Consider the following 25,819-nt stretch of genomic DNA (forward strand, 5'->3'; position numbering starts at 1 on the left):
TCCGGATACTGAGGGCATGGAATTCGCCGTCCTCATGACCCTGCCCGGGCTGGTCATCCTGCTGACCGTCATGGCCTTCGTGGACCAACTGCTGCTGCGGGTCGGGCGGGCCGGAGTACTACCCTGGCGGAACAGCGTCCGGCAGGGCCAGATATCGGCAACCGGTTTCGAACAACTCCACGCGACCTTCTCCCCCGGGAAGCAGAGCGAACTCAAGGAGCGCCAGTCGGCCCTGATCCTGCGGGACGACGAGGAGGACGGGGCGCCGCCCCACCGGACGACGGTGGACCTGGAGGGCGGGGTCGTGGTCGTTCGGATGCCGCAGGCCGGCCAGTAGGCCCAGTAGGGCTGGCGATGGCATCGGTATCGCTCACGAACGTCACTCCGGACGCTCCGAACGCGGCACGCCGACCGAGAGGTTCTGATCACTGGACACCGTCCAGGGCTGACCTCCGCCGCAGAGGGGGCGGAGCAGGTACGTCCCGCCTTGGACGTCGGTGACGATGGCGTTCTTTCCGGTGTCGTGGTCGTACACCTGGTCGCCCACCCACACCTGGCCGTCCTTCATCGCGCTCCCTCGCGTTGGTCCGTCTTCCTCAGAGGCTCGCTGGTCGACCCCCAGATGGGCGCCACACAGTTGCTCGTAGTGATCGCACAAGGCGTTCAGCGAGCGGGAAAGACGGCGCGCGTACGCGATGTGTGCGCTCAGGGCGGGGCTCGGCTTGAAACGCAGCTTCCTGCAGGTCTCGGCGATGGCCATCCGGGCGTCCGCGCGGGCGAAGGTGTCCTCACCGCGCCGCGCTGAGGCAACCCGATCCACTTCGGGAATCACGAGCGCCAGGTGCCCCTTCAGCGTGAGCGTCAGCAAGTTCGTCCAAGAGGTCGGGCAACTCGCGGGCGATGCGCGTGTACTGCGCCGCCAGCCTCCAGCTGACGGCTTCCCCGACGGCTGCGCGCAGTTCGGCGAGAGGACGGACCGGGCCGTCATCGGGAAGGTCGTACGTGGCGATCGCCGCAGACAGCACGGGCAGCGCGTTGTGGACGCGAGTGTGGGCCGGGTCGCGGTCGGTGAGCAGCCGCATGGGGTCGATGCCGAGAGTGTCGGCGATGGCTTCGAGGGTGGCCTCGCTGACACCGCGCTCGCCGCGCTCGATCTTGCGGATGGTGCCAAGAGAGACGCAGGCAGCATCCGACAGTTGCTGCTGTGTCATCTTCGGGCGGACGACACTGCGGTAGTAGGCAATCCGCCTGCCTACCCCGCCATGGCTGTCACGGGCATCCTGGCTCCACTTGAGGGCATCCATCCCTCCGAACCGTACCCAGACAAACATGGCGCGAGCATGCGAATGACCTCATCAGCACCGGCTGGTGGCAGCATTCGCCGCTCATCAGCCCTCGATGATCGCCATGAGCTGGGTGAGGTTGTCGATCCGCCAGTCCGCCGCCGCTACGACGTCCGGATCGTCTGCCCACAGATATCCCCACGGCCCTCGGCGGATGTGCGCGACGCGCAGCCCCGCAGCCTTCGCCGGAAAGACATCGTTGGCCGGGTGGTCGCCCACGTACACCGTCGAGCTCGGAGCAGCCTGCGCGACCTCCAACACCCGCTGGAAGAACTCCGGTTGCGGCTTCGCAACACCCCACTCCCCCGAGGTGACAATGAGATCGGCGGGAAGGTCCAGGTCGCGCAGCAATTCACCCGCGCGGGTCGTCTGATTGCCGGCGATGATCACACGTACACCGGTCTCGCGGAGCACGGAGAGGGCAGAGCGGACGTCGTCGTACAGGTCGCTCTCTTCGAGGTGCTCGCCACGCCCGGCCGCTTCACGGGCGCGATATTCGGCGGCGATGTCGATTCCGGGGCGGAGGAGCCGCAGTGCTTCGGCATTGTCCAGGCCCCGAGCGACGACAGCGCCGACGAGCGCGGAGAGCGTGTGGTGGGGGACGTCCAGCCAGGACGCCCAAGCCTCCCAGTACCGGCCGTCTCGGGTGATCGTCTCGCCGACGTCGAACACAATGGTCTCAATCACTCTGGGAGCCTACGACGCCGCGAATACCCTCACGATCCGCGCACGCGGGCATACATCCCCGACGATGATCTGGCGAGGTGACTCGGCCCCGGGACCCCGCGAGCCGCGATGAGTTCTGCGGCGTCCGGCGGTCATACTGTCGAACCGTTTCCGAGGAGGACTGCTGATGCGCAGCGTGACCTATTCGATGAACGTCTCACTCGACGGCTACATCGTCGGGCCGGACGGCGGCTTCAACTGGTCGGCCCCCGACCCGGAGGTCTTTCGCTTCTGGATCGACGAGATTCGACGGGTCGGCGTCCACCTGTAGGGACGACGTCTGTACGAGACGATGCTGTACTGGGAGACCGCCGACCAGGATCCAACACTCGACGACGCAGAGCGCGAGTGGATCGCGCTCTGGAACCCGCTCCCCAAGGTCGTGTTCTCCACCACGCTGTCGGCGGTGCAGGGCAATGCCCGCCTGCTCTCCGGCGGCCTGGTGGAGGAGATCGAGCGGTTGCGAGCCGAGCCGGGTGAGGGCGACATCGCGATCGGCGGCGCGACTCTCGCCGCCGAGGCGGCCGCGTCGGGTCTGATCGACGAGTACCAGGTCATCGTTTACCCGGTGCTGGTCGGCGGTGGCATTCCGTTCTTTCCCCGAGACGAGCGCCGGGTTGATCTCGAACTCGTAGAGACCCGCACCTTCAGCTCGGGAGTCGCCTACCTCCGCTACCGCGTGGCGCGTTAGCCGCCGTGGTACGCGGTCTGTTCCAGAGGTCACATCGCAAGACCAGCGATTCGATGGTCCACCTCTGATCCATCAATGTCTCAACTCCCGCTCGGAGCCCCGCCGAACCCCACCAGCGGAGCCAGCTCCCGCGCCTCCGCCGCCCACCCGGCGAGAAACGCGAGCACCAACCCCCGTTCTCGGTAAAGGAGTTCGGGGGAAACCGCCTCCGCGCCCCCGTACCCGACATGCTGCTCCTCACTCGCGCGCGCCAACATCAGCCCGGTGATCCAGTCGTACTTGACCGCCGACGCGCACACCCCCAGCCGTACGAGCCGCTCGTCGCCCCGCCACCCGCCCTCGCGCAGCCCGACCACGTACGCCTCATACACGGTCGACGCCAGTTCGGGCAGGCGGGCCGCGGGCAGGAACAGGTCGAAGAAGGCGTCGGGGATGTAGTTGCCGATGTCCTCGCCGAGCGCGCCGTCTCCGGTGAAGGCCCAGTCGAACAGTGCGCTGTGGCGGCCGCTGGAGCGGACGTTGGCCGGCCAGTGGTCGAGGTGGCTGAAGGCTCGCGGCAGCGTCTCCATGATGCCCAGGAACCACTCGCGGTCGTGATGCAGCCGGACCATGTCGTCTCGCAGCCCCGGCGTGAAGTGGTCGCGGACCAGGGGCTGTTGCCAGGCCCCGTCGTCATCCAGGAGTTCCTGGCCCAGCGACTTGCTGCCGACGTACTCCCGCAGGAAGCCTCGGGACAGCCACGGCTGGTCCGCCGTCTCGCCCACCGCGCCCTGTGCCGCGCCCAGGCGGCGGGCGTGTGCGGCGTGACTCCGGATGCGCCACGCCGTGGCCGGTCTGCCCCGTAGGGGCTCCAGCCACAGCGCTACATCGCCGTCCCCGCGTTCGACGCACGCGAGTAGCCGGGGTGCGCGGATGCCGTACGGCCGCCACAACTGGGCCAGCCCGGACTCGTACACGTGGGCCTCGCGGCGCCAGTAATTCCAGTGGCGGGGGTCGTCGGAGGCTGCCCACTGTGTCTGCGACGTCTCTTTCCGCCGGGTGAGGATCTTGAGAACCGCCTCGTGATCCCCGGCAGTCACGTTCCACACGCCCGCCGTGACACCGTTCTGGGGGTTGTGCGTGAGGGTCGAGCAGAACATGGGCCCGGTGAACGGACCCAGGACCTCACGCGCTTCGGCTTCCGTGAAGGGGATCTCCGACATGGCCCCAGGTTAGGCGGCGGCCGGCACACCCTGTTGCACTGTGACCACACCGTTTTTGACGCGCACCTGTTGGCCGTCTGCCCTACGCTGGGAAGGCGATTCTTTGCTGGAGGTCGGGATGACCAACGGGAAAGCTTCAAACGGTACAGGAGCCACGAAAAAACCCAGAGGAAGCATCACCGTCTTCATTCTCCTGTGGGTTGCCTCGCTCATACTCAAAGGTAATCGAAAGTCAGATCAATCGAAGCTCGATCACCCGAGCGAGCCATTCCAACGAAAGAAGGTTGCTCAGCTCCGCAGAGCTCCCAGGGAATTGGTCAGGACTCATAGAACCGCCTGGCGTGAGCGAGCTGCCGCGCGCATTCTCTGTCTGGAACAGCAAGCAGAGCGTGAGAGATGCCGAGCGGTAAAGGACCGAGCCGAGCAATGCCAGCGGGAAAAGACGCTGGAGGGGATCGCTCGGCAGCTGGAAGAGGCGCGCATCGGCATCTCGGCACGGCGCCACCTCTTCACGGGAGCCGCAGCCCTCGAAAGGACGTGGGCCAATGTGCGCGCAGCCGATGTGATGCTGCTCAGGCTCTGCTCGGAAGAAGACCTGATCAGCCGAAGCACCGACGTGCTGAGCCACGTTGAACAACATCTTCGCCCGGCCGACCCGCTTCGCGTGAAGGTGGAGGAAGTCGCGAAGCGCATCGAGGGGAAAGGACCGCTGCCGGGAGACCGCGGGCTCCTTGTTCTCGCTCTGGGCTCCTCGTACAACGCACTGGACTCCGAATTCAGCAGAGTTCGCAGCCTCAGTATTATTCTGCGAATTGCCACCTTCTTCGTTCTCCTCGGTGCGGGTGCCCTCGCGGCTTGGGGATGGTTCTGTCCCGATTCGCTGAACATGTGCTTCCTCCCCGAGGGAAGGAAGCTCGCCGCATGCCCTTCCGGAGAGATTCACCAGGAAGCGGGAAAGGTTGCGAGTGATTATGCGCAGAGAGTCGACGTTCTCGTCACCGAGGCGGCAGGACTGGCCGGTGCGGCTCTCACGGTCATCGCGTCTCTGCGTCGGATTCAAGGGACGAGTACTCCATATATGCTGCCCCTCTCGGCAGCCCTGCTGAAATTTCCTACCGGGGCTCTGACCGCGTTCGTGGGAGTGCTTCTCATCAGGGGTGCGTTCATTCCGGGACTGAGCGATCTGGATTCCAGCCCGCAGATAGTGGCCTGGGCCGTCATTTTCGGCGCTGCCCAGCATCTCGTGACCCGCTTCGTCGACGCACGGGCGCGCGAGACACTGTCGGACGTGGGACGCCCGCCCACTGACCCGGAACCGGGCGAGCCCAGAATCGTGAAGCCCTGACCGGGGGCTGCGGATCACCAGGGTGGAGTTCGACCCCTCGGACGTGGATCTGTTCGCCGAGACGTTCCGGGCGACAGTGATCCCCAAGCTCGAAACGCTCCCGGGACTGGCCAGGGCGTCCCTGCTCATCGACCGGGACCGGGGACGCGGGCTGGTCGCCACCGTGTTCACCGACCGCGAGTCCCTTGCCGCGTCCCGCGGCGGCCAGGCGGCATCCAGACATGAGGGCGCCGCCAAGGCACATGTCACCGTGACCGGGCTGGAGGAGTTCGAGGTCGTCTTCTCCGACAACGGAGCGAGTGAAGCGAGCGGGTGAGGTCACACTGCCTTGATTTCAGGCGCGTCCTCAGCCTCAGCTGTCTCCTCCGTCCCCTGCCGCCCCCGCATCCACACGTACACCGGAATCCCCGCGAACAGGAACAGCACCCCCTGATACACAGCCGCGTACCCCGCGCCCGCGATCAGCCAGAACGAGAACGCGAAGGAGAGGGCGGCGACGATCAGGTCGCGGATCAGGCCGGCCGGGCGGACGCGGTCGCGGGTGCCCTGGGCGAGCCAGTACAACTGGGCCGCCGCTGAGAAGAGGTAGGGGACGCAGCCCGTGAACGTCGTGATCAGGACCAGGACACGGAACGTGGTGTCCGGGCCGGCCGTGTAGTTGAAGCCGATGAGGATCGTGCCGAGGATCGCGCACGCCCAGACGCCGAAGCCGGGTACGCCGCCCTTGCCGACCTTCGCGAACGGGGCCGGGAAGAGCCCGTCGCGGGCCGCCGCGTACGGCATCTGCGCGGCCAGGAGAATCCAGCCGTTGAGGCAGCCGACGATCGACGCCACGGCCACCAGCGCGATGGCCGTGCCGCCCCAGCTGCCGCCGGTGATCGTGTTCACCGCGTCGGCGAAGGGGGCGCCGGAGTTCACCAGCTTGTCGTGCGGGACCAGGCCGAAGACGGCGACGATGCCGAGGATGTAGACGAGGGCGGAGCCGAGCGTGCCGAGGACGCTCGCGCGGCCCACGTTGCGCTCGGGGTTCTCCACCTCACCCGCGCTGACGGCCGCCGACTCGACGCCCAGGAAGCTGTAGAGGAGCAGCGCGGCGGAGGCGGCCAGGGCGCCCGGGACACTGTCGCCGGACGCGTTGAAGGCGCCGAAGTTGTCCGTGTCGATGAAGAACAGGCCGACCGTGGCGACGATGAGCAGCGGGACGAACTTCAGGAACGTCGACACGATCTGTACGGTGCCGACCCACCGGGTGCCCGCGAAGTTCGCGGCGGCCGGGAGCCAGAGGGCCAGCATGGCGACCAGCGCTTGCAGGCCGTGGTTGTCGTTCAGGGGGATCAGTACGTCGACGTATCCGACGACCGCCACCGCCAGGGCCGCGATGCTGACCCAGGTCATCGTCCAGTACGACCACGCCGACAGGAAGCCCGCGAAGGGGCCGAACGCGTCGCGCGGGTAGACGTACAGGCCTCCGGTGACCGGGCTGCGGCGGGCCAGCTTGCCGAAGAGGAGGGCGAGCAGCACCGCCCCCACCGACAGGACCAGGAAGGCGAGCAGGCTGACCGAGCCGTACGGGGCGACCGTGGCGGGCAGGACGAAGATGCCGCCGCCGATGATGTTGCCCATGACGAGCGCGGTGGCGGCGGCCAGGCCGAAGGTGCGGCTGCGGGGCGAGGGCGCGGCCTTCGCGGTCGGAGTCAGCTCCGGGTCGTCGGCCTCGGTGGTGCTTGGAGCAGTCATGACACTTCCGGTCAGCGGGGAGGGACGGGGCAGAGGGCAGAGGGCAGAGATGAGGGAAGAGGACGGAGCAAGGGGGAGGGCGTGATCGTAACCCGCCGTCCCACATCGTGGGCGATCTGTTCATGTACTGGACACATACGGCCGTCGTGCCGTCCGAACGTCGGCTAGCGTCGAGGCATGAGCAGCGACACCTCCCACTCCCCCGCCCAGCCCTCCCCGGCCTCTTTCTCCGCCGCCCTCGCCTCGGGCGCGCCCCTCGTCCTCGACGGTGGGATGTCCAACCAGTTGGGGTCCGCCGGGCACGATCTGAGCGATGAGCTGTGGTCGGCGCGGCTGCTCGTCGAACAGCCCGAGGCGATCGTCGACGCGCATCTCGCCTACTACGAGGCAGGCGCCGACGTCGCGATCACCTCCAGCTACCAGGCCACCTTCGAGGGCTTCGCCAAGCGCGGCGTCGGCCGGGAGCGCGCCGCCGAACTGCTCGCGCTGAGCGTGGAGTTGGCCCGCGAGGCCGCGCGCCGGGCGAAAGCGGAGCGGCCGTTGTGGGTGGCGGCGTCGGTCGGGCCGTACGGGGCGATGCTCGCGGACGGGTCCGAGTACCGGGGGCGGTACGGGCTGAGCGTCGACGAGCTGGAGCGTTTCCACCGGCCGCGTCTGGAGGCGCTGGCCGCCGCCGGACCCGACGTGCTGGCCCTGGAGACGGTCCCCGACGCCGACGAGGCTGCCGCCCTGCTGCGCGCGGTGCGCGGGCTCGGGGTGCCGGTGTGGCTGTCGTACAGCGTGGCCGGGGAGCAGACTCGGGCCGGGCAGCCGTTGGCGGAGGCGTTCGCGCTGGCCGCCGACGCGGACGAGGTTGTCGCGGTCGGCGTGAACTGCTGTGTGCCCGAGGACGTGCCCGGCGCCGTGGAATTGGCGGCCCGGGTGACCGAGAAGCCGGTCGTGGTCTATCCGAACAGCGGCGAGGTCTGGGACGCCGACGCCCGTGCCTGGAAAGGGAGTTCGACCTTCTCCGCTGGTCAGGTGACGGGGTGGCGGGACGCGGGGGCGCGGCTCATCGGCGGGTGCTGCCGGGTGGGGCCGGGGGCGATCACCTCGATCGCCCGGACGCTGAACCCGGCGTAACTCCCGTGAAGCACGGCCTCAATGACATCCTCATGGGCCGGTGATGGAGTCCGGGGCGAACCCGTACGCCGATCGCCGATCACGGAGGCCGTGGTGACCGAGCCGCCCACGCAGGACCAGTTGGACGCCTATGTACGAACCCGGCTGGCGTTGGCCGGGTTCGATCTGTCGCTCCTGCCGGAGCAGGCCGACCCCGCCACCGGAGTCCCGACGCGCCCCCAAGTCCTCGCCTCCCTGAGGGCGTTCGTCGCCTCGACCCCCGGCGCGATATCCGGCTGGACACCACCCGCCACCGGCCCGGCGTACGCGCAGCAGGCCTCGCCGCCTCTTCTGTACCCGTCGATCACTCAGGCGTGGACAGGGAAGACCGGTGACCGGACATGAGCAGATCCCTCAACCGGCGGATATTCCTGGCGAGTTCGGCGGCGCTGGTCGGCGGACTCGCCACGCAGGCAGCAACTCCCGCGCATGCGGCCCCGGTTGCCGACCGCGTCCCCGACCTAGACATCGACGTACGGCAGACCGCGCGCGACGACCCGTCGGAGGCGACGCTGGCCGAGGCCGCCGTACTCATGCGGCGCGGGAGGCTGAAGGCGACGGAGCTGACCGAGGCGTATCTGGAGCGGATCGAGCGGTACGACGGCACGTACCAGGCGTACGCCGAGGTCACCGCCGAGGCCGCGCGGGCGGCGGCCCGGCGCGCGGACCGTACGCCGAGGGGCGGCGGCCTTCTGCGCGGTATCCCCCTGTGCATCAAGGACAACTACTTCACTGCCGGTGTGCCCACCCGCTGCAACTCCCTCATCTTCGAGGACTTCGTGCCGGACGCGGACGCCACTGCCGTGGCGCGGCTGAAGGCGGCGGGTGCGATCGTGCTCGGCAAGGGGCAGATGGGGCCGCTGGCCACCACCCGGGCCACGAAGCCGAACGGCATGGTGACGACGGTCAACGCGTGGACGCCGGACGACCCGTCCGTCGACCCGGGCGGTTCCTCGACCGGCCCGGCCTGTGCGGTGGCCGGGCGGCTCGCCTCCTCGTCGATCGGGACGCAGACGGGCGGCTCGATCGTGCTGCCGTCCAACCAGCAGAACCTGACCGGTCTGAAGCCCACGATGGGCCGGGTGTCCGTCCACGGCGTCATCCCGCTGTCGTTCACCCGTGACCACGCGGGCCCGCTCGCGCGCGACGCGATGGACGCGGCGATCATGCTCCAGGTCCTGGCCGGACCGGACCCGCAGGACCCCCGCACCCTGGGCCTGCCCGCCGTGCCCGACCTCGTCCGCGCCGCGACCCCGGTCGTGTCGAAGGCCGGCAAGGTACGTCTGCGCCGGGCCACGCGCATCGGCGTCCCCACCGATTTCCTGTCCACCCAGCGGGAGTTGAGGACCGCGTTCCTCGCGCGCCTGGACGCGATCGCGGGCGTCACGCTCGTCGACATCGCCTATCCGGACGACTGGGCCCTGCTCACCGGCACGTTCAACGCCGCCCGCCTCGCCGAACGCACCGAGCCCTTCCGTCACTGGCTGCGCACCGATCCCACCAAGTTCGGGGTGTCGCTGCTGAGTTGGCTGCAGGGGCTGATGCTGTCGGGCGACGAGTGGATCACGGCCCAGCGCGCCAAGAACCACCTGTTGAGAGAGGTGCTCGACGGCGTGCTGACCACCTCCGACGTCGTGCTCCAAACCGGCCCCGTCCCCTTCGACATCCTCGGCCTGCCCGAGATCGGCTTCCCCATCGGCTTCGACGGCGCCGGCGTGCCCGTCGGCACGATCCTCGGCGGCCAACCGTACGAGGAGGACCGGATGTTGGAGGTCGCGGCGGCCTATCAGGCGGTCACCGACTGGCACACCCGCAGGCCGGCCGACCCGACTCCGGCGACCGCCCAAAGCTTCGGGGCCACGACCGCCCGTCCGCGCCTCTCGGCGGAGGAGGCGGCCGCGACGTCGGCGTGACGCGGAGAGGGTGGTCGCGGGAATCTCACCGCTTCACGTAGGCGTCCCCCGATAGGAGCAGGCCGCCGCGCTGTACCCGGGGCGCCCCTGGCCACAGCCACGGGTGGCGGTGAAAGTTTCGGTTTCCGGGCCCTCGTTCTGCGGCTCCCGCCCGTTCGCGTCCACTGCTAGCCTCCGGACGGGAACCGGTTGCCGAGGTGTTGCCGCAGGTCCCACGGACAGGGGGCGGGCACGATGACGAGGAAGAGCACCACCGGGGACAGCGCCACGCGCAGCACGATCCGCGATGTGGCGGCCCGCGCCGGGGTGTCCGCGTCCACGGTGTCCCGGGTGCTCGGTGGCGACTATCCGGTGAGCGTCGCGACCCGCACCAGCGTCATGCGGGCGGTGCGTGAACTGGACTACGTCGCCGACGCGCGCGCCAAGGCGGTCGCCGGTGTGGGGACGCCCACGCTCGCCTTCGTCCTCGACGACATCACCGGCCCGTCGTTCGCGCACATGGCGCACGGCGTGGAGCGCGAGGCGACCCGGCTAGGCCACCTCTGCCTGGTGTGCAGCACGGACGGTGACACCGTGCACGAACTGGAGTTCGTCGAGATGATGCGCGCCCAGCGCGCCGCCGCCGTGATCCTGGTCGGCGGCACCGCCGACACCCCCGAGTACCGCTCCCGGATGGCCCGCATCGCCGATTCCCTGGCCTCCGCCGGTTCCCGGCTGGTGCTGTGCGGCCGGCCGCCGCTGGCTCCCGGTACGCCGGTCACCGTCATCGAGTACGACAACGAGGGCGGCGCTTACGCCCTGTGCGCCCACGTCCTGGCCCAGGGCCACCAGCGCGTCCTCTTCCTCGGCGGCCACCCCGACCACACCACCGCCCAGGGCCGCGAACGCGGCTACACCGCCGCCCACCGTGCGCGCGGCCTGGAACCCGACCCGGCGCTGCGTCTGCACGGCGACTTCACCCGCGACTCGGGCCACCGTCTGATGCGCCGGGCTCTGTCCCAGGGGCTGGAGTTCACGGCGGTGATGGCCGCCACCGACATGGTCGCCGCCGGTGCGCTGACCGCCCTCCACGAGGCCGGCCTCTCGGTGCCCGGTGACGTCTCGCTGGTCGGGTACGACGACATCCCGTTCGCCCGCGACCTGCACCCGGCGCTCACCACGGTCCACGTCCCCTATGAGGAACTGGGCCGCCTCGCCGTCCGCACCGCCCTCGGCCGCACCCCGGACGGCCCGGACGAGCACCTGCTGCTGGGCACGCATGTCGTCGTACGGAACTCGGTGGCGGCGGTCGTTCAGCGGTGACCGCGGCTCACCGCTGAACCATGCTCGCGGGGAGCAGTTCTGCCACCTGGGGCTGCCGGTGGTCAGCGGCGCGGGACGCTGCCGGGGAGGCGGAGCCGTCGTACGACCGACCGGGCTTCCACGGCTCGCATGCGCGAACGGGGTGGCGGGGCCGATGCCGGGACAGGTGCCGGAGCGGCGGGGGTGCGGTCGGCCGCCCACAGGGCCAGTTCGCGGTCCCGTGGGCCCCGTACGGTGTGCGGGTCGCCGTCGCCGAAGATCCGCACCGGGTGCGAGGTGTCCCAGGGCTGCCAGCCCGGGTCGCCGTCGACGGCGAAACGCAGCCACGCGGTGTGCATGGCGTCGGCGAGGTCCTGCGGGGCGCCCTCGCCCGCGAGTTTGGCCGACTCGGGGGTATGGCGGGTGTCGAACACGAATCCCAGTTCGAGGGCGTGGCAGGCGCCCAGGCCGGGCTTGGCGGACGGCCAGGCGAACTCGTACACGTACGCCGGTGACGAGCCCTTCGTACGCTCCGTGCCCTTCGTACCCTCCGTACGGGTGTCCGCGAGCCGGTGCAGCGGGACGCGGAGCAGGTGGTCGGTGACCAGCTGGCCGACGAGGTCGGCGGTGCCGGCTCCGGGGTGCAGGGTGCGGTAGCCGCGCGGGACCTCGGGGCCGCAGTGGCAGCGGGCCATGGCGCCGGCCGGGGCGACCGGACCGAGCCGGTCGACGCGCTCGACGAGCCCGCCCGGCACCAGCCACAGCCGGTACTCGTCCCGGGTCCAGCCCAGCAGCAGGTCGACGTCGGCGGCCACGCCTTCGGCCAGGGCCTCCAGGGGGTCGCGGGGTACGAGGTCGCCGTCGACGACGATGCCGAAGGCGGGTCCGCCCAGGACCGGGCTGCTCAGCCGTCCGACCTCGCCCTGGACGCGCAGCAGCAGCTCCCGGTCGACGGCGGCGAAGGCCTCGGCGGTCGCGGGGATCTTCAGCCGGGCCGCCATCCGGCGCACCATCCGCCGTACCTTGTCGCGGTCGCTCGCCTCGGGCGCCCCGCTCTGGAGCACCGCCCGCCGGAAGAGCCCCTGGGCCCGGGGGGAGGCGAGGAGCGCACCGATGCTGATCGCGCCGGCGGACTGGCCGAAGACGGTGACCCGGTCGGGGTCGCCGCCGAAGGCCGCGACGGACGCCCGCACCCACTCCAGCGCGGCGAGCTGGTCGCGCAGGCCGGCGTTCGGCGGTGCGTCCGGGAAGAGGCCGTAACCCTCCACGCCCAGACGGTAGTTGACGGAGACGAGGACGACGCCGTCGCGGGCGAAGGCGTGGCCGTCGTAGACGGGCACGGCCGAGGAGCCGCGGGTCAGGGCGCCGCCGTGGAACCACACCATGACCGGGAGGCGGGCCCCGCGGCCGGGCTCCGGTGTCCAGACGTTGAGGTTGAGACAGTCGTCGCCGGGCACCACCGGGTCCGACAGCAGCCGGGCGAAGGTCTCGGAGTACGGCGGTTGCGGCGCGGTGGGACCGAAGCCGCCCGCGTCGCGCACCCCGTCCCAGGGGGTGGGCGGCACGGGCGGCCTGAACCGGCGGGGGCCGAAGGGCGGTGCGGCGTACGGGATGCCGCGGAACACGGCGATCCCGTCGCCCTCGTATCTTCCGCGGACGTCCCCGTAGGGCGTCCGCACGACGGGTTCCGTCGCTTCTGTCGTCATCTGCTCCGCCGTCATCCGCCCACCAGCTCCCTCGCGCGTCGCCGCTCGTGAACCGTTCAGATCAGAGCAACACATGACCTGCCGGTATTCCCGCGCAGGGAGCCGAGGAGGGGCTATTTGGCGTACATCAGGGTGCCGAAACCGAGCTGGTCGAAGCCGCCGCTCGTCGTGCCGTAGTCACCTCCCCCGCCCTCGGGACGGACGCTCTCGGCCATCGCCTGGATGTACGGGACGGACAGGCCGCGCCGCTTGGCGTAGTGGTAGTAGAGGATGTCCCAGACCGGGCGGACCTGGCCCCGGCTCGCGCTGGAGACCACGGTGTGCGACTGCTGGGAGCAGTTCTGGCCGGTGCCCCAGGTGTAGGTGGTGAACGGGACGTCGTTGCCCAGGTTGTACTTGGCGACGTACTGGGCGGCCTTCATGAACCGGTTGCTGTCGTAGCCGTACAGGTCGTCGCCCTGGGACCAGGCCATCTCGCAGAAGGCACCCATCTGGCCCATGCCCATCATGGTGTGCCCCTGGTCGCGTCCGGACTCCTGCCACTGGCCGAGGGCATAGCCGTCGGAGTCGGTGTAGAGGTACGGGACGGCGTGGGCGATGGAGCCGTTGCCCGCGCCGGTCTTGAAGTAGTTGACGGCCTGGTCGTACTTGGCCGCGTCGTCGCACAGGATCCCGATCGCGAGGATCGAGTTCATGTTGCAGAGGTCCCAGTTGGCCCAGTAGTTGGTGATGCAGGCGTCGTTGTGGCCGGTGAGGAACTGGTTGTTGAGGGGGTAGAAGACGTTGAGCATCATCGTCTTGAACCGGTCGAGATCGAACCCGCTGTAGCCGCGCATGAGTTCGGCGGCGTTGGCGAGCTGGTAGCCGTAGATGCCGGCGGCCAGGAAGCGGTCGGCGTTGCCGGTGACGCTGGTGAGGGTGGACGACCAGGCGTTGAGGATCGCCACCGCCTTGTCGCCGTTCGCCGTCGTGCCCGCGACCTTCCAGCGCAGGGCGTTCTGGTAGGCGGCGTGGATGTCGTTGTAGAGGAGGGTGTAGTTCTCGCCGGTGCCGCCCCGGACGATGGTGGCCTGCGGACGGGGCGTCCAGGTCGACGCCGAGTGGGAGTTGGCGGTGAGGCGGTTCCAGCCGGAGAGCCAGGGGTCGTTGCCGGCGGCGACCCGGACCTTGGCGCGGTTGAGTTCGCCGTAGGCGTGCAGCATGCCGGGGTGGGTGAAGGTCGCGGGCGCGGCCTGTGCGGAGGGGGCCGTGAGCGCGGCGGCCGAAGCGCCTACGGCGAGGGCGGCGGTGAGACCACCGGCGGACTTGAGAAGTCCCCGGCGGCTCAACTCGGGCTTGCTGTCAGGTATTTGGCGGGTGTGCAGGGTGTGGGGGAGTTCGCGGCTCATTGCGATGCATCTCCAATCCCAGGGTGATTCTGGGGATTCAGGTGGGGGTGATGCTCACCTCGTCGAAGACCGAGGTGCAGCGGGCCAGGGGGTCGCGGGAGCAGACCACGAGGCCCACGTAGTAGGGGGCGTCGCCGAAGCCGGGGATCTCTCCCTCGGCGAGGGGGGTCCAGCTGACGCCGTCATCGGTGGAGAAGGCTGCGGAGAAGGCGGTCCCGGTGCGCTTCAGCCGTAGCAGGGTGGGGAGTTGGGCGGTTGTGGTGGCGGTTCCCGTGAAGGCCGACGCCCCCGCCACCGTCTTGCGCAGCATCAGCTGTGCGGTGGTACCGCCGGTGACGATCGCTCCGGCCGCCTGGTCGAACGGCGAGAGGGACTTGGCCATCAGCAGCCCGACCCGGTCGGCGGCCGTGGCGCCGGTACGGGAGACCAGCCGGGCGGTGAGGACACTGTCCCCGGTGACCGGTTGCCGGACGAACTGCCCGGTCATCCCTTGCCCGTTGACGTTCAGATCGGTCCCGGCGCCGCGTACGACGAAGGTCCCGCCCCCGTCGTTCTCGTACGAGGTCGAGCCGGGTGTGCGTACGGCGACCACGCCGTAGGTCCCCAACTCCCGTTCGTCGACGACGACATCACCGAGGTCGCCGTACGTCCAGGGGGCGGGCGGCGGGGCGGAGACGGTGAGCGTGAGGGGAGCCGTCGCCGTGCCGGAGGCGTTGCCCGCGGCCGTGGTGACGGTGAACTCCCCGTTCTCGGCGGGCGTTCCGGAGACGAGGCCGGTACGCCGGTCCACGGTCAGCCCCTTCGGCAGCCCGGCGGCGGCGAACCGCACGGGTTCGTGGGAGGCCCGGATCAGGTGCCGGAACGGGACGCCCACGTTGGCGAAGGCCGCGCCCGCCGACAGTGCCTGCGGGACCGACGGTGTCGGCATCACGACGGCGGCCGGTGCCGAACGCGGCCCGCTGCCAGCGGAGTTCGTTTTCGCGACGGCGTAGTGGTACGTCCGTCCTGGCGTCCCGGTGGCGTCCGCGTACCGCACGCGGGTGCCGAAGCCGACCGGTCCGACGTCGGTGGCGACCCTCTCGTACGGGCCCTCGGGACGCGTGGCCCGCAGCACCGTGTACCGCGCCGACAGGTCGGGGTCGGTCCACGCCAGCTCGACGGCGTCGGCGGCAGTGGTCGCCCGCAGATCGGTGGCGGTGCGCCGGGGGCGTGGCACGCACCAGACGGATCCTGACACGGACGTCACGTGGACGTTGTCGAAGGCGCCGGTGCCGGTCTCGGCGTACTCGGCGTACTCGGCGTCGACGCCCAGGGAGGACGTGAGGGCGAGTCCGGCGTACACCGTGCGCCCCAACTCGACCTCGGTGGAACCGACTTGGGTCCAGTGTTCGCCGTCCGGGGAGATGGACCCCGTACAGCGGCGGCCGCTGCGTTCGACGCGCACCCAGTAGGGGGCCCGCAGCCGGTAGCCGTCGCCGGCACCTTCGACGTAGGGGGCTTCCAGCGGGGTCGCCGATTCGGGGAGCGTGCCCAGGTCGGAGATCGGGAAGGACGCGGCCGTGGTGATCGTCTGCTGCTGCGAGGGCGGTACGGGCGTGCTGCCGGTGGCGGAGACCGCCGCTCCGGCCGCCGGGCGTACGGTCCAGACACCGCTCCAGGTGTGCAGCGGCAGGCCCTGGACCAGCATCGACGCGTGCGGGGCGGCGGCGTCGAGGGAGCCGCGCAGGGTGACGCCGATCTTGGAGTACTGGGAGCTGAGCGGCCACACGATCCGTGCGGTGACCGTGCCGTCGCCGCGCAGGGGCAGATACGCGAACCGGTGGCTGTCCGCTGTCCCGCCCGCCTCCAGCACGAACCGTTCGCCGTCGAAGACCGCCGAGCCGGGGACGCGCACCTCCCCCACGTCCTGGCTCGACCAGGGCACGGGCAGGCCGGAGCTTGCCGCCGCCCAGCCCGAAATACCGCTCGTACCAAGGGAGTTGGCGGCGAGGACCGTGTAGTAGTAGGTCCGGCCTCCGTGCGCGTCCCGGTCCGTGTACGTGTCGGTGGTCACCGCGTCGGCGATCGTCTCGTACGGGCCCTCGGGGCGCGTGGCCCGCCGGACCGTGTAGCCGGTCGCCCACGCGGACGGCACCCAGGAGACGGTGACCGTACTGTCCGCGCCCAGTGCCGTGACGCCCGCCGGAGCGGTGGGCGCGGTCGGGGCGGGGGGCGTCGTGCCCGCGAAGGTCAGGGTGCCCCAGCTCGGCAGGTCGTCGTTGCTGCCCTCCACGAAACGGGCGCCGCCGGTGCCCCGGAAGACGGCGGCCTTCGTGTAGGGGGCGTCGAGGCCGCGTACGCCCGTGTAGTGCGCGTACGCCATCTCGTAGATCGGGGGCAGGTTGCCGCGGACCTTCTCGGACACCGCCGCCTTGATGTACTTGCCGGTGCGGTCGAGGTCGGGGGTGAAGGGGACGGCGTTGCCCAGGTTGTAGCGGGCGGCGTACTCGACGTTGGCGAGGAGGCGGTTGCCGTCGTGGCCATACAGGTCGACGCCCTGGTTCCAGGCGACCTGGGCGGCGTCGGCGTGCAGGCCGACGGCGAGTTGTTCGTGGCCCTGGTCCCGGCCGCTCTCCTGGCCCTGGCCGGCGTCGGTGACGATGCGGTGGCGGACGCTGCCGTTGCCGGCGCCGGCCGCCGCGAACCGCAGGGCGTCCTCGAAGAGGGTCGGCTCCTCGCAGAACACGCCGATGGCCAGGATGGTCTGAAGTGCCGTCAGGTCCCAGTTGCCGTTGGCGTAGAGCATGTATCCGGACACCGCCGGATACCAGACGTCGAGGAACGAGGCCTCGCAGGCGGCGATGTCCGCGTCGGCCCAGCCGTCGTAGTCGCCGCCGTGGCGCAGGAGTTCGGCCGCGTTGACGAACTTGAAGGCCTGGAGGCCGGCGCCGAGCGGTCCGTCGGCGCCGGTGACGGCGGTGAGTGAGGCCGACCAGGCGTTCAGGATGTCGCGGGCCTTGTCGGCGTGGGCGCGGACGCCGGTCACACACCACATGAGGGCGTTCTGGTAGGCGGCGGCCGAGTCGGCGACGGCCTGGTTCATGAAGTTGGACGGGCCACGGCCCCAGGAGGTGATCTGGCCGGTGTTCTGCACGGTGTACGTCGACTTGGAGCGGGCGTGGGCGGCGAGCGCCAAGTAGCCCTCGTACACCGGGGATTGCCTGGCCGTGACCGCTTCCCTCATCCGGGTCAGGTCGGTGGCGCTGTGCAGCAGCCCGGGGTGGGTGAAGGACCGTTGCCGGGCCGCCGCCCAGGCCGGGCCGGGCACGGCGAGGCCGGTCGCGCCCGATGCCAGCAGCAGGGCCGCGGCACCGCCGCCGCCGAGGCCGAGGAAGCCCCGGCGGCCGAGTGGGGAGGTTGTCATGAGGTCGCGGCCGCCTCGGCCTCGGCGGTGGTGAGGAACTTGAGGTTCGTCACGTGCTCGTTGACGAACATGGGCACGCCGTCCGAGGCCAGGTACCACTTCGGCTTGCCCGTGCTGTCGGCGATCACCCTGCCGTTGACGCGGAGATTCTCGAAGGTGACGTCCTTGATCGCGTGCTCCGCGTCGAGGCCGGCGATGATCGAGAGGTCGGCGTTCTTGCCGTTGTAGCTGAGGTCCTTGATGTAGACGGACTCGATGCCGCTGCCTGCCGAGGTGTTGTACTTCGGGTTGTACTCGACCCGCATGTGGATGAGCTGGCCCCAGCGGAAGTCCTCCACGCGGATGTTGTCGAACCTGACGTCCCGGACGATGTTGCTGTCGCCGACCATGAAGGCGATGGCGCCCTGGTAGGTCACCTGCGGCTCGCGGTGGTCGAGGATGTCGATGTTCTCGTAGCGCAGGTTCTCCAGCATCTCGGGGGTGTCGGAGTTGCCGTGCACGCCGATGTTGATCGGGTGGGCGACGTCGGCCCAGAGGGAGCAGTTCTTGACGGTGATGTTGCGGGTGTCGCCGTAGAAGTCCCAGCGGTGGGTGTAGAGGGCGACGCAGTCGTCGGAGGTGCGCAGGAAGCAGCCGTCGATCGTGACGTTCTCGGAGCAGTAGAGCTGGATGCCGTCACCCCAGCCCTGGTGGCTGAAGGCGCGCACGTTCTTGATGGTGAGGTTCTGGCACTCGGCGACCCGGATGTTCTCGTACCGGGGGTTGAGGATCGTGACGCCGTCGATCGTGACGTTCTCGCACTTGCGGACGAAGACCGCGCCGCCGGGCGTGTCATAGATCACGCCGCGGCCGATCAGCCGGGCGTTCTCCACGTTCTCGAAGATCACGGCCGAGGTGAGGACGGCGCCGGCGGCCAGGTAGACGGTCGTGCCGTCGGGCACCTTCAGCGTCCGGTCGGGGTGGGTGTGCAGACCGGGCCCGAAGTACATGACCTTCTTGTCACCCTCGGCGGGCACGTTCTTCTCGATCGGGTTCGCGAGCAGGTGCAGGCAGTCGAAGATCTTGTCGTCGATCTGGACGACCAGGTTGCGGGGCTGGTCCAGGGTGAAGCGCGCGGTGCTGCCGAGCACCTCGGGCTTGATGCCGTACGAGTCCGGGCGGATGCGGACCTTCTCGCCGCCGCCCGGGTTGTACGTGACCTCGACCTCGACGGTGCCGGAGAAGTCGAAGGCGGCCCAGGAGGAGTTCTGGGCCTTGTTGCTGCCGGTGTTCGCGTCGATCAGTGCGAGCTTGGCGAGGTAGACGCCGAGCTTCTGCCAGGTGCCGCCGAGCGGCCGGACCTTGACGGTGAAGGAGTTGTTGACAGGCACCTTCGGAAGCGTCGGGTGGATGACCACGCTGTCGCCGGTGGTGCCGGTCTCCTCCGCCGTGGCGGCCTGTGCGGTGCCCGCGATGCTGCTGGCCAGGCCGGCGGCAGCGATGACACCGGCGGCCTGGAGGGTGGTCCGGCGTGACAGGGGCGTGTTCATGCGCAACTCCTTGCAAAAGGTTCGGGAAGAGGGACTACTTCAGGCCTGTGGTGGACATCCCGGCGACGAAGCCGCGCTGGGCGATCAGGAAGATCAGCAGGATCGGCACGACGTACATCACGGACCCGGCGGCCAGCAGGTTGTTGACCGGGAGCCCGCCCGGGGTGACGTACTGCGTCATGATCGCGACGGAGAGCGTGGTGCGGTCGCTGGACAGCAGCAGCATCGGCGCGATGAAGTCGCCCCAGCTCCAGGTGAAGGCGATGACGAAGCTCGCGGCCAGCACGGGCCGGGACTGCGGCAGGAAGATCCGCCAGAAGATGGTCGCGTAACCGCAGCCGTCGATGATCGCGGCCTCCTCCAGCTCCCGGGGCAGCCCGGCGAAGAACTGCCGGAAGAGGAAGACCAGATAAGGGGCCGCCGACAGTCCCCACAGCACCCACGGCCAGTACGTGTCGACCATGCCGACCTTGGCGAAGATGAGGTAGGTCGGGAACAGCGTGATCATCTGGGGCAGCATCATCGAGCCGAGCAGGATGCCGAACAGCACCTTCTTGCCGGGCGCGTCCAGCCGGGCGAAACCGAAGCCGACCCAGGCGGAGCTGACGGTGACGAGGGTGGCGTAGATCAGGGCGATGATGAGGCTGTTGCGGGCGTAGCCGAAGAAGTCGATCTGGGTGAAGGCGTCGGCGAAGTTGTGCCACTGGAAGGTGTCCGGCAGCCAGTGCACCGGGGAGGCGGCGAGTTCGGGCGTGGTCTTCAGACCGGTGATGATCAGCCAGCCGAAGGGGCCGATCATCAGGCCGGTGATCACGACGAGGACGGTGTAGAGGACGAGGCGGGTCGTGCGTATCCGCACCCGCACCGCGGGGTCGGTGGTCTCGGGCGGGACAGCAGAGGTGGTCACGGTGGTGGCGGTGGTCACTTCTTCGCCTCCGGCTCGACGTTGTAGAACACCACACCGGAGGTGAGCCTGAAGATCAGACCGGTCGCGATGAGGATCAGGACGAAGAGGACCCACAGGAGCGCGGAGGCGTAGCCGTAGCGGCCGAGCGCGAAGTACTCCGCGAACACGTGCATCATGTACATGTAGTTGGTCTGCGGGATCGCGGTGACGCCCTTGGGTGTCGCGTCCGCGGCGATCAGCAGCGGCATGATCGTCTGGACCGAGGCGATCATCCCGGTGACGGCCTGGAACAGCAGCACCGGTGAGAGCAGCGGCACGGTGATGCTGCGGAAGGTCCGCCAGGCGCTCGCGCCGTCGATCCGGGCGGCCTCGTGGAGTTCGCGGGGTACGTCCTGAAGCCCGGCCAGCGAGATGATCATGACGTTTCCGGCGCCCCACAGCACCGCCATCAGGATCACGTAACGGGCGTACGGGTCGTCCAGCCAGGCGACGGCGTCGATGCCGCCGAGGTTCAGTACGCCGTTGGCGGCGCCCGAGTCACGGTTGAACAGCGTCTTGAAGACGAGGCCGGCGCCCACCGGCGGCACCACGGCCGGCAGATAGAGCAGCGTGCGCCACAGGCCCCGCGCCTTCATCGGGCGGTTGACCAGGACCGCCAGCCCGAGCCCGGCGATGATCGACAGCGGCACCGAGGTGAGAGCGAACACCCCGGTCCGGCTCAGCGAGTCCCATGTCACCTGGTCGGACAGCAGTTCGCGGTAGTTGTCGAAGCCGACGAAGCTCCAGTGGGGGGAGATCCCGTCGAAGGTGGTGAAACTCAGCCACAGCGCGTACGCCATCGGCCCGACGGTCAGCAGCAGGAAGCCGATGATCCAGGGCGCGGTGAACATGTAGAACGCCCGGTGCCTGCGGGCGGTCACGGACGTCCGGGGCGGGTCGCCGGCGCGGACGGCTCCGGGGCGGGCGGCACCAGCGCGGATGGTGGGCCGGGGCCGCTGTACGGCTTCCGGGATCTGGCGGACGCTCATCCCACCTGCTCCTTACCGCGCTTCAGCTGCTCGTTGACCGAGGAGTTGAGGCGTCCCGCGAGGGTGTCGACGGACATCCGACCGTTCATCGCGGCCGGCATGACCTGGTTGATGAGGGCCTCGAGCGCGTCCCACTTGGCGTACGGGGTGAAGGGCGTCACCGAGAAGTGCTTCAACTCGGCCTCCTGCACCGCGAAGACACGTTTCTGGTAGTCCTCCTTCTGCGGCATCAGCGGCCGCAGCGACTTCAGCGTCGGGATGCCCCAGCCGCCCGACGCGCGGGCCTTGGCCGGCCCCTCGCCGAAGAACCACTCGAAGACCCGCCAGGCGGCGTCCTTGTTCCGCGCCTTCTTCGGCATCCACATGCCCGTGCCGGCCTGGCAGGAGCTGAGCCGGGGGCCGCCCTCGAAGACGGGGGCGGGGGCGAGCCGGGACACCTCCGCGATCTTCGGCTCGGCGTTGATCATGCCGCCCAGCCAGTAGCCGCTGCCCGACATGGCCATCCGGTTCGCGACATAGGTGGGCCCGTCCCAGGTGTCGGGGTTGGGCTGGATGAGGCTCGGTCCGACTCTGGCCCTGGCGTAGTCGACGTACCAGGTCAGGGCCCTGCGGGCCTCGGGGGTGGTGAAGTCGACCCGGGTGAAGTCCGCGGAGAAGAGGCTGCCTCCGGCGGCGGCGACCAGGTTCGTCAGCAGGATGCAGAGGTTCACCCCGTTGTAGCTGCCGCCGTAGACGGTGGTCTGGCCGTTCTTCCGTACGACCAGCCGCTCGGCCTTCTCCAGCCACTCCTCGTACGTGGTCGGTTCGGTCTCGGAGGGGGGCTCGACGCCCGCCCGGTCGAACTGCTCGGTGTTGAACCAGAACATCGCGTCCTGGGAGAAGTCCTTCGCCATGCCGTAGCGGGGGCCCCTGCCCTGCGTCGTGCCGTCGAACCGCCACAGGTCGTTGGCCGGATCGAGATCCTCGACCCTGAGGACGGAGGAGCCGGCGAAGTACGGGTCCAGGTTCTCGGCGACGCCCCGGGCCGCGAAGAACGGCGCGTCCAGGGCGCCGACGCCGCGCACCAGGTCGGGCGGGTTGCCGCTGGTGAGCATGGCGATCAGCCGGGTGATGTCGTCCTGCACCACGGTGATGCCGATGCCCAGTTCCCGCTGCGCCTGCTGGATCAACTCCGTGGACACGTCGTCGAGTTTGACCATCATGGTGATGGATTCACCACCGCCCGTGGCCGCGCCGGCGACCTTCAGGGCGCAGCCGCTCAGCGTCGTCGCGCCGACCGCCGTACCGCCCGCCGCCGCGAGGGCGAGAAACCGGCGGCGGCTCGGGCTCGGGGCCGGGCTCGGGCCAGGGTGGGCACTGGACTGTGCGTGCATGAACGCATCACCTCCTGCTGTGACGTGTGTGAGATATCGGCCAACGGCTCCGCGTGACAACCGGTTGTCATGGTGTCGAGGCAGAGCTTCTTCCTGTCCAGAAACCACGTCAAGACTCTGCGCCGACTTTCGAAAAGACTGCTCGGCGGTCAGTCGGACAACCGGTTGCCGACAGGTGGCGGGTCGCCGAGCTCCCGTACCTCGAACCAGTCGAAGTCCGCCGGGGTGCGGGTACCGCCCAGGTCCTGGGCGCAGATGCCGACGAACGCGCCGGTGAAGCGCAGCCGTTCGCCGTAGTCGTCGGAGAGTCTGCTCGCGTCGAGGAGCGGCCCGACCGGCTGCCAGTCGATGCCGTCCGGGGAGGCGGAGAAGCGGAGTTCGGCGCCGTCGAAGCGGGCCCGCAGATGGACCGACGGCCAGTCGTCGACGTCGAGTGGGGAGTCCGGGAGTTCCCCGTACGTCCCGTCGTCGGTGAGGACGATGCCCAGCACTCTGCCCCTGCCCTCGGCGTGGGTGAGGCGCAGATAGTAGTGCTGGGTGGTGTCGTACCAGCAGATCAGGCCCGCCAGTTGGCTGAAGTGGGCGGGGCGGAAGTCGACCACCGTCGTCACCTCGCAGCGCACCGAGATCAGCCGTCGCGCGAGCAGACTCTGGTCGTACTTGGAGTGCGGGCTCTGCCGGCCGCGCAGCCGCAGATGACCGGGCCGCTCGGTGAGGGTGAGCCAGTCGGGGGCGGCGGGGACGCGCAGGGTGCTCCAGTGGCCGGGCAGGGTGGAGGTGTCGAAGTCGTCGCGCTCAACAGCCGCCGCCGGAACGCCGGTTGACGCTTCCGTGTCCTGGGGTGCCTCGACCTCCAGGCTGGGCCTGCGTCCCCCGTCGGCCAGTCGCAGCCAGCCGTCCTCCGTCCACGTCACCCGTTGCAGACAGGTCTCCCGCCCGAGCACGCAGCGCGGCCCTTCGGGGGTGCTCACGGGACGCGACGCCAGATGGGCGAGATACCACTCCCCCGCCTCCGTGCACACCAACTCCCCATGGCCGGCCTTCTGCAACGGCCAGTCCGGAATGTCACGGGTCGTCAGAAGCGAGCCCTGGGGGTCGAGTTCGTAGGGTCCGGCGAGTTCACGCGAGCGTGCCATCAGGATGCCGTGGTTCCAGCCGGTGCCGCCCTCGGCGAGCATCAGGTAGTACCAGCCGCCCCGCCGGTACACGTTGGGCCCCTCGATCAGCTCCTCGTGGGTGAGGATCGTCCGGGGCTGTCCGATCAGGGCCTGCTGGTGGGCGTCGTACTCCTGGAGCAGGATTCCGGCGAACGACGGGCGGCCCTCGCGCGGGTCCCACTGGATGTTGAGCAGCCAGCTGCGACCGTCCTCGTCGTGGAAGAAGGACGGGTCGAAGCCCGAGGAGTTCAGGAAGACCGGCTCCGACCACGGGCCGTCGATCGACTCGGCCGTCATGAGGTAGTTGTCGACGTCCTTGTAGGGACTGCCGACGGTCCGCACGATGCTGTAGACCATCCAGAACCGCCCCTCGTGGTACGACAGCGAGGGCGCCCACACTCCGCCCGAGTCGGGCACTCCGCGCAGGTCGAGGAGGTCGGCGCGGTCCAGGATGTGTCCGGCAGGCCGCCAGTGGACAAGATCCTTCGAGTGGTGCACGGGGACACCCGGGAACCACTCGAAGGTGGACGTGGCGAGGTAGTAGTCGGCGCCGACCCTCAGGATGCTCGGATCCGGGTGGAAACCGGGCAGCACGGGGTTGCGGATGAGGCCCGCGGTCATACAGATCCTTCGTGTTCGGTATTCCGAAATTTTCGGTCCGCCGCGATCAGGTGAATCCCTATGTCTTCACGCCGCGTTGAGGCGGGCTTAATGTAGAAAGCGGTTGCTACGCGGTCAATGTTTCGGTCGTGTGAGCAGCGCTATTCGAAATTTTCGATGTCCCTCGGGCGGGGCGGAGAGGCGGTTGCAGATGGTCCGCACCGGAGGTGGCGCCACGTCGACCGGGCCCACGCTGGCGGTCGTGGCCCGGGAGGCCGGGGTCTCCGTGCCGACCGCCTCGAAGGTCGTGAACGGGCGGGAGGACGTGGCTCCGGAGACCCGGCGCCGGGTCACGGAGGCCCTGGACCGGCTCGGCTATGTCCGCAGACCCCGCTTCGACGCGGCGAAGGCACCCGCCCTGGTCGATCTGATCGTCCACTCGCTGGACAGCTCCTGGTCGGGCGCGGTGCTGCACGGCGTGGAGGAGGCGGCGCACGACGCGGGTCTTGAGGTGGTCGTGTCGGCGGGCCTGACCCGGACCCGGGGCGGGCGCCCGGAGCGCGGCTGGCTGGACAAGCTGACGACCCGCGGTTCCTCCGGCGTCCTGTTCAACCTCGCCGAGCTGACCCCGTCCCAGTACGCCTGGCTCCACCAGCACCACATTCCGTTCGTGATGATCGACCCGGTGCTGGAGCCGCCGCCGGGTGTGGTGTCGGTGGGCGCGGCGAACTGGCAGGGCGGGGTGACGGCGGCCGAGCACCTGCTGGCCCTGGGCCACGAACGCATCGCGGTCATCGCCGGCTATCGGCGCAAGATGTGCAGCAGCGCCCGGGTGGCCGGCTACCGCTCGGCGCTGGTCGCGGCCGGCGTGCGCCAGCATCCCGAGTACGTTCGGTACGGCAGCTTCGACGAGACGGTCGCCCACCGGCGCATGCTGGAGCTCCTCGACCTCCCCGAGCCGCCGACGGCGGTCTTCGTCTGCTCGGACAAGATGGCGCTCGGTGTGTACAAGGCCCTGGCGGAGCGGCAGTTGAGGGTGCCGGACGACATCAGTGTGGTCGGTTTCGACGACCTTCCCGAGTCGCGGTGGGCGACGCCGGCGCTGACGACGGTTCGACAGCCGTTGTCGGAGATGGCGGCGACTGCGTTGCGGTTGCTGGTGCGGATGATGGAGGGGGATCGGCCGGAGGGGGTTCGGACGGAGCTGTCTACGCGGTTGGTTGTGCGGGAGAGTACGGGGGTGCCGGCGGGATAGGGGTCGGGCGGGCAGGCGGTTCTTTGGCTGCGGGCTTGTGGGGGCTTGTCGCGCAGTTCCCCGCGCCCCTGAAG

Annotated in this window: 21 protein-coding genes and 1 pseudogene; 9 read left to right on the forward strand and 13 right to left on the reverse strand. The window is 69.6% G+C overall.

Going from position 1 to position 25,819, the window contains the following annotated elements; genetic code table 11:
• Positions 1 to 16: 16 nt before the first annotated feature.
• Positions 17 to 337 carry a DUF6191 domain-containing protein gene (locus ACH4TV_RS23715; protein WP_398401196.1) on the forward strand — a complete coding sequence of 107 codons (321 nt, stop codon included), beginning with the start codon at positions 17 to 19 and terminating at the stop codon, positions 335 to 337.
• Between the two features lie 42 nt (positions 338 to 379).
• Here the strand turns inward: ACH4TV_RS23715 and ACH4TV_RS23720 are convergent, their stop codons facing one another.
• The 3 genes from ACH4TV_RS23720 to ACH4TV_RS23730 all read right to left on the reverse strand — a co-directional run bounded on the left by ACH4TV_RS23720 (position 380) and on the right by ACH4TV_RS23730 (position 2,030).
• A complete protein-coding gene (locus tag ACH4TV_RS23720; protein ID WP_398401198.1) occupies positions 380 to 868 on the reverse strand; it encodes a DUF6415 family natural product biosynthesis protein in 489 nt (162 codons plus the stop codon).
• Complete coding sequence (locus tag ACH4TV_RS23725) at positions 789 to 1,304, reverse strand: helix-turn-helix domain-containing protein (RefSeq protein ID WP_398401623.1); 516 nt, start codon at positions 1,302 to 1,304, stop codon at positions 789 to 791. Before ACH4TV_RS23725 ends, ACH4TV_RS23720 begins: the two co-directional genes overlap by 80 nt.
• Before the next feature lie 84 nt (positions 1,305 to 1,388).
• Entirely contained in the window at positions 1,389 to 2,030 is a 642-nt protein-coding gene (locus tag ACH4TV_RS23730; protein WP_398401200.1) for an HAD family hydrolase, read from the reverse strand.
• Between the two features lie 166 nt (positions 2,031 to 2,196).
• On the opposite strand from ACH4TV_RS23730, the pseudogene ACH4TV_RS23735 reads away from it, so the two are divergent.
• Positions 2,197 to 2,760: pseudogene (locus ACH4TV_RS23735) on the forward strand (dihydrofolate reductase family protein).
• Between the two features lie 80 nt (positions 2,761 to 2,840).
• Here ACH4TV_RS23735 and ACH4TV_RS23740 read toward each other — a convergent pair.
• Positions 2,841 to 3,962, reverse strand: a complete 1,122-nt coding sequence (locus ACH4TV_RS23740) for an aminoglycoside phosphotransferase (RefSeq protein ID WP_398401202.1) — start codon at positions 3,960 to 3,962, stop codon at positions 2,841 to 2,843.
• 118 nt (positions 3,963 to 4,080) lie between these two features.
• Between ACH4TV_RS23740 and ACH4TV_RS23745 the strand changes: the two genes are divergently transcribed.
• Positions 4,081 to 5,307, forward strand: a complete 1,227-nt coding sequence (locus ACH4TV_RS23745; RefSeq protein WP_398401204.1) for a hypothetical protein — start codon at positions 4,081 to 4,083, stop codon at positions 5,305 to 5,307.
• Between the two features lie 22 nt (positions 5,308 to 5,329).
• Positions 5,330 to 5,623: a hypothetical protein gene (locus tag ACH4TV_RS23750; RefSeq protein WP_398401206.1), complete on the forward strand. Its 294-nt coding sequence runs from the start codon at positions 5,330 to 5,332 to the stop codon at positions 5,621 to 5,623.
• Positions 5,624 to 5,625: 2 nt separating this feature from the next.
• Here the strand turns inward: ACH4TV_RS23750 and ACH4TV_RS23755 are convergent, their stop codons facing one another.
• On the reverse strand, positions 5,626 to 7,044 hold the full coding sequence (locus ACH4TV_RS23755; RefSeq protein ID WP_398401208.1) for an amino acid permease: 1,419 nt from the start codon (positions 7,042 to 7,044) through the stop codon (positions 5,626 to 5,628).
• A gap of 177 nt (positions 7,045 to 7,221) precedes the next feature.
• On the opposite strand from ACH4TV_RS23755, the gene mmuM reads away from it, so the two are divergent.
• The 4 genes from mmuM to ACH4TV_RS23775 all read left to right on the forward strand — a co-directional run bounded on the left by mmuM (position 7,222) and on the right by ACH4TV_RS23775 (position 11,420).
• Complete coding sequence (gene mmuM, locus ACH4TV_RS23760) at positions 7,222 to 8,166, forward strand: homocysteine S-methyltransferase (RefSeq protein WP_398401210.1); 945 nt, start codon at positions 7,222 to 7,224, stop codon at positions 8,164 to 8,166.
• A gap of 93 nt (positions 8,167 to 8,259) precedes the next feature.
• Positions 8,260 to 8,550 (forward strand): hypothetical protein, encoded by a 291-nt coding sequence (locus tag ACH4TV_RS23765; RefSeq protein WP_398401212.1) that lies wholly within the window; start codon positions 8,260 to 8,262, stop codon positions 8,548 to 8,550.
• Positions 8,547 to 10,118 carry an amidase gene (locus tag ACH4TV_RS23770; RefSeq protein ID WP_398401214.1) on the forward strand — a complete coding sequence of 524 codons (1,572 nt, stop codon included), beginning with the start codon at positions 8,547 to 8,549 and terminating at the stop codon, positions 10,116 to 10,118. The genes ACH4TV_RS23765 and ACH4TV_RS23770 overlap by 4 nt, the downstream gene beginning before the upstream one ends.
• Before the next feature lie 234 nt (positions 10,119 to 10,352).
• Positions 10,353 to 11,420 carry a LacI family DNA-binding transcriptional regulator gene (locus tag ACH4TV_RS23775; RefSeq protein WP_398401216.1) on the forward strand — a complete coding sequence of 356 codons (1,068 nt, stop codon included), beginning with the start codon at positions 10,353 to 10,355 and terminating at the stop codon, positions 11,418 to 11,420.
• A gap of 62 nt (positions 11,421 to 11,482) precedes the next feature.
• On the opposite strand, the gene ACH4TV_RS23780 is transcribed toward ACH4TV_RS23775, so the two are convergent.
• The 8 genes from ACH4TV_RS23780 to ACH4TV_RS23815 all read right to left on the reverse strand — a co-directional run bounded on the left by ACH4TV_RS23780 (position 11,483) and on the right by ACH4TV_RS23815 (position 24,511).
• A complete protein-coding gene (locus tag ACH4TV_RS23780; RefSeq protein ID WP_398401625.1) occupies positions 11,483 to 13,105 on the reverse strand; it encodes a carboxylesterase/lipase family protein in 1,623 nt (540 codons plus the stop codon).
• 113 nt (positions 13,106 to 13,218) lie between these two features.
• Positions 13,219 to 14,493 (reverse strand): alginate lyase family protein, encoded by a 1,275-nt coding sequence (locus tag ACH4TV_RS23785; RefSeq protein ID WP_398401218.1) that lies wholly within the window; start codon positions 14,491 to 14,493, stop codon positions 13,219 to 13,221.
• Between the two features lie 37 nt (positions 14,494 to 14,530).
• Entirely contained in the window at positions 14,531 to 17,896 is a 3,366-nt protein-coding gene (locus ACH4TV_RS23790; RefSeq protein ID WP_398401220.1) for an alginate lyase family protein, read from the reverse strand.
• Positions 17,893 to 19,425, reverse strand: coding sequence for a glycosyl hydrolase family 28 protein (locus ACH4TV_RS23795; RefSeq protein ID WP_398401222.1), 1,533 nt, complete (start codon positions 19,423 to 19,425; stop codon positions 17,893 to 17,895). The genes ACH4TV_RS23790 and ACH4TV_RS23795 overlap by 4 nt, the downstream gene beginning before the upstream one ends.
• A gap of 34 nt (positions 19,426 to 19,459) precedes the next feature.
• On the reverse strand, positions 19,460 to 20,350 hold the full coding sequence (locus ACH4TV_RS23800) for a carbohydrate ABC transporter permease (protein WP_398401224.1): 891 nt from the start codon (positions 20,348 to 20,350) through the stop codon (positions 19,460 to 19,462).
• Positions 20,347 to 21,360 (reverse strand): carbohydrate ABC transporter permease, encoded by a 1,014-nt coding sequence (locus tag ACH4TV_RS23805; protein WP_398401226.1) that lies wholly within the window; start codon positions 21,358 to 21,360, stop codon positions 20,347 to 20,349. The genes ACH4TV_RS23800 and ACH4TV_RS23805 overlap by 4 nt, the downstream gene beginning before the upstream one ends.
• Positions 21,357 to 22,733 (reverse strand): extracellular solute-binding protein, encoded by a 1,377-nt coding sequence (locus tag ACH4TV_RS23810; RefSeq protein ID WP_398401228.1) that lies wholly within the window; start codon positions 22,731 to 22,733, stop codon positions 21,357 to 21,359. The genes ACH4TV_RS23805 and ACH4TV_RS23810 overlap by 4 nt, the downstream gene beginning before the upstream one ends.
• Positions 22,734 to 22,882: 149 nt before the next feature.
• On the reverse strand, positions 22,883 to 24,511 hold the full coding sequence (locus ACH4TV_RS23815) for a glycoside hydrolase family 43 protein (protein WP_398401230.1): 1,629 nt from the start codon (positions 24,509 to 24,511) through the stop codon (positions 22,883 to 22,885).
• A gap of 190 nt (positions 24,512 to 24,701) precedes the next feature.
• Here ACH4TV_RS23815 and ACH4TV_RS23820 point away from each other — a divergent pair, with 190 nt between their 5' ends.
• Entirely contained in the window at positions 24,702 to 25,745 is a 1,044-nt protein-coding gene (locus ACH4TV_RS23820; RefSeq protein ID WP_398401232.1) for a LacI family DNA-binding transcriptional regulator, read from the forward strand.
• Positions 25,746 to 25,819 lie beyond the last annotated feature (74 nt).

The organism is Streptomyces sp. NPDC020898, from assembly GCF_044333925.1.
Taxonomy (GTDB): Bacteria; Actinomycetota; Actinomycetes; order Streptomycetales; family Streptomycetaceae; genus Streptomyces.

Coding starts and splice junctions, on each gene's coding strand:
- ACH4TV_RS23745 (WP_398401204.1), top strand. CDS start 4,081: ATGACCAACGGGAAAGCTTCAAACGGTACAGGAGCCACGAAAAAACCC.
- ACH4TV_RS23810 (WP_398401228.1), bottom strand. CDS start 22,733: ATGCACGCACAGTCCAGTGCCCACCCTGGCCCGAGCCCGGCCCCGAGC.
- ACH4TV_RS23755 (WP_398401208.1), bottom strand. CDS start 7,044: ATGACTGCTCCAAGCACCACCGAGGCCGACGACCCGGAGCTGACTCCG.
- ACH4TV_RS23715 (WP_398401196.1), top strand. CDS start 17: ATGGAATTCGCCGTCCTCATGACCCTGCCCGGGCTGGTCATCCTGCTG.
- ACH4TV_RS23770 (WP_398401214.1), top strand. CDS start 8,547: ATGAGCAGATCCCTCAACCGGCGGATATTCCTGGCGAGTTCGGCGGCG.
- ACH4TV_RS23790 (WP_398401220.1), bottom strand. CDS start 17,896: ATGACAACCTCCCCACTCGGCCGCCGGGGCTTCCTCGGCCTCGGCGGC.
- ACH4TV_RS23775 (WP_398401216.1), top strand. CDS start 10,353: ATGACGAGGAAGAGCACCACCGGGGACAGCGCCACGCGCAGCACGATC.
- ACH4TV_RS23725 (WP_398401623.1), bottom strand. CDS start 1,304: ATGGATGCCCTCAAGTGGAGCCAGGATGCCCGTGACAGCCATGGCGGG.
- ACH4TV_RS23805 (WP_398401226.1), bottom strand. CDS start 21,360: ATGAGCGTCCGCCAGATCCCGGAAGCCGTACAGCGGCCCCGGCCCACC.
- ACH4TV_RS23815 (WP_398401230.1), bottom strand. CDS start 24,511: ATGACCGCGGGCCTCATCCGCAACCCCGTGCTGCCCGGTTTCCACCCG.
- ACH4TV_RS23740 (WP_398401202.1), bottom strand. CDS start 3,962: ATGTCGGAGATCCCCTTCACGGAAGCCGAAGCGCGTGAGGTCCTGGGT.
- ACH4TV_RS23785 (WP_398401218.1), bottom strand. CDS start 14,493: ATGAGCCGCGAACTCCCCCACACCCTGCACACCCGCCAAATACCTGAC.
- ACH4TV_RS23780 (WP_398401625.1), bottom strand. CDS start 13,105: ATGACGACAGAAGCGACGGAACCCGTCGTGCGGACGCCCTACGGGGAC.
- ACH4TV_RS23820 (WP_398401232.1), top strand. CDS start 24,702: ATGGTCCGCACCGGAGGTGGCGCCACGTCGACCGGGCCCACGCTGGCG.
- mmuM (WP_398401210.1), top strand. CDS start 7,222: ATGAGCAGCGACACCTCCCACTCCCCCGCCCAGCCCTCCCCGGCCTCT.
- ACH4TV_RS23795 (WP_398401222.1), bottom strand. CDS start 19,425: ATGAACACGCCCCTGTCACGCCGGACCACCCTCCAGGCCGCCGGTGTC.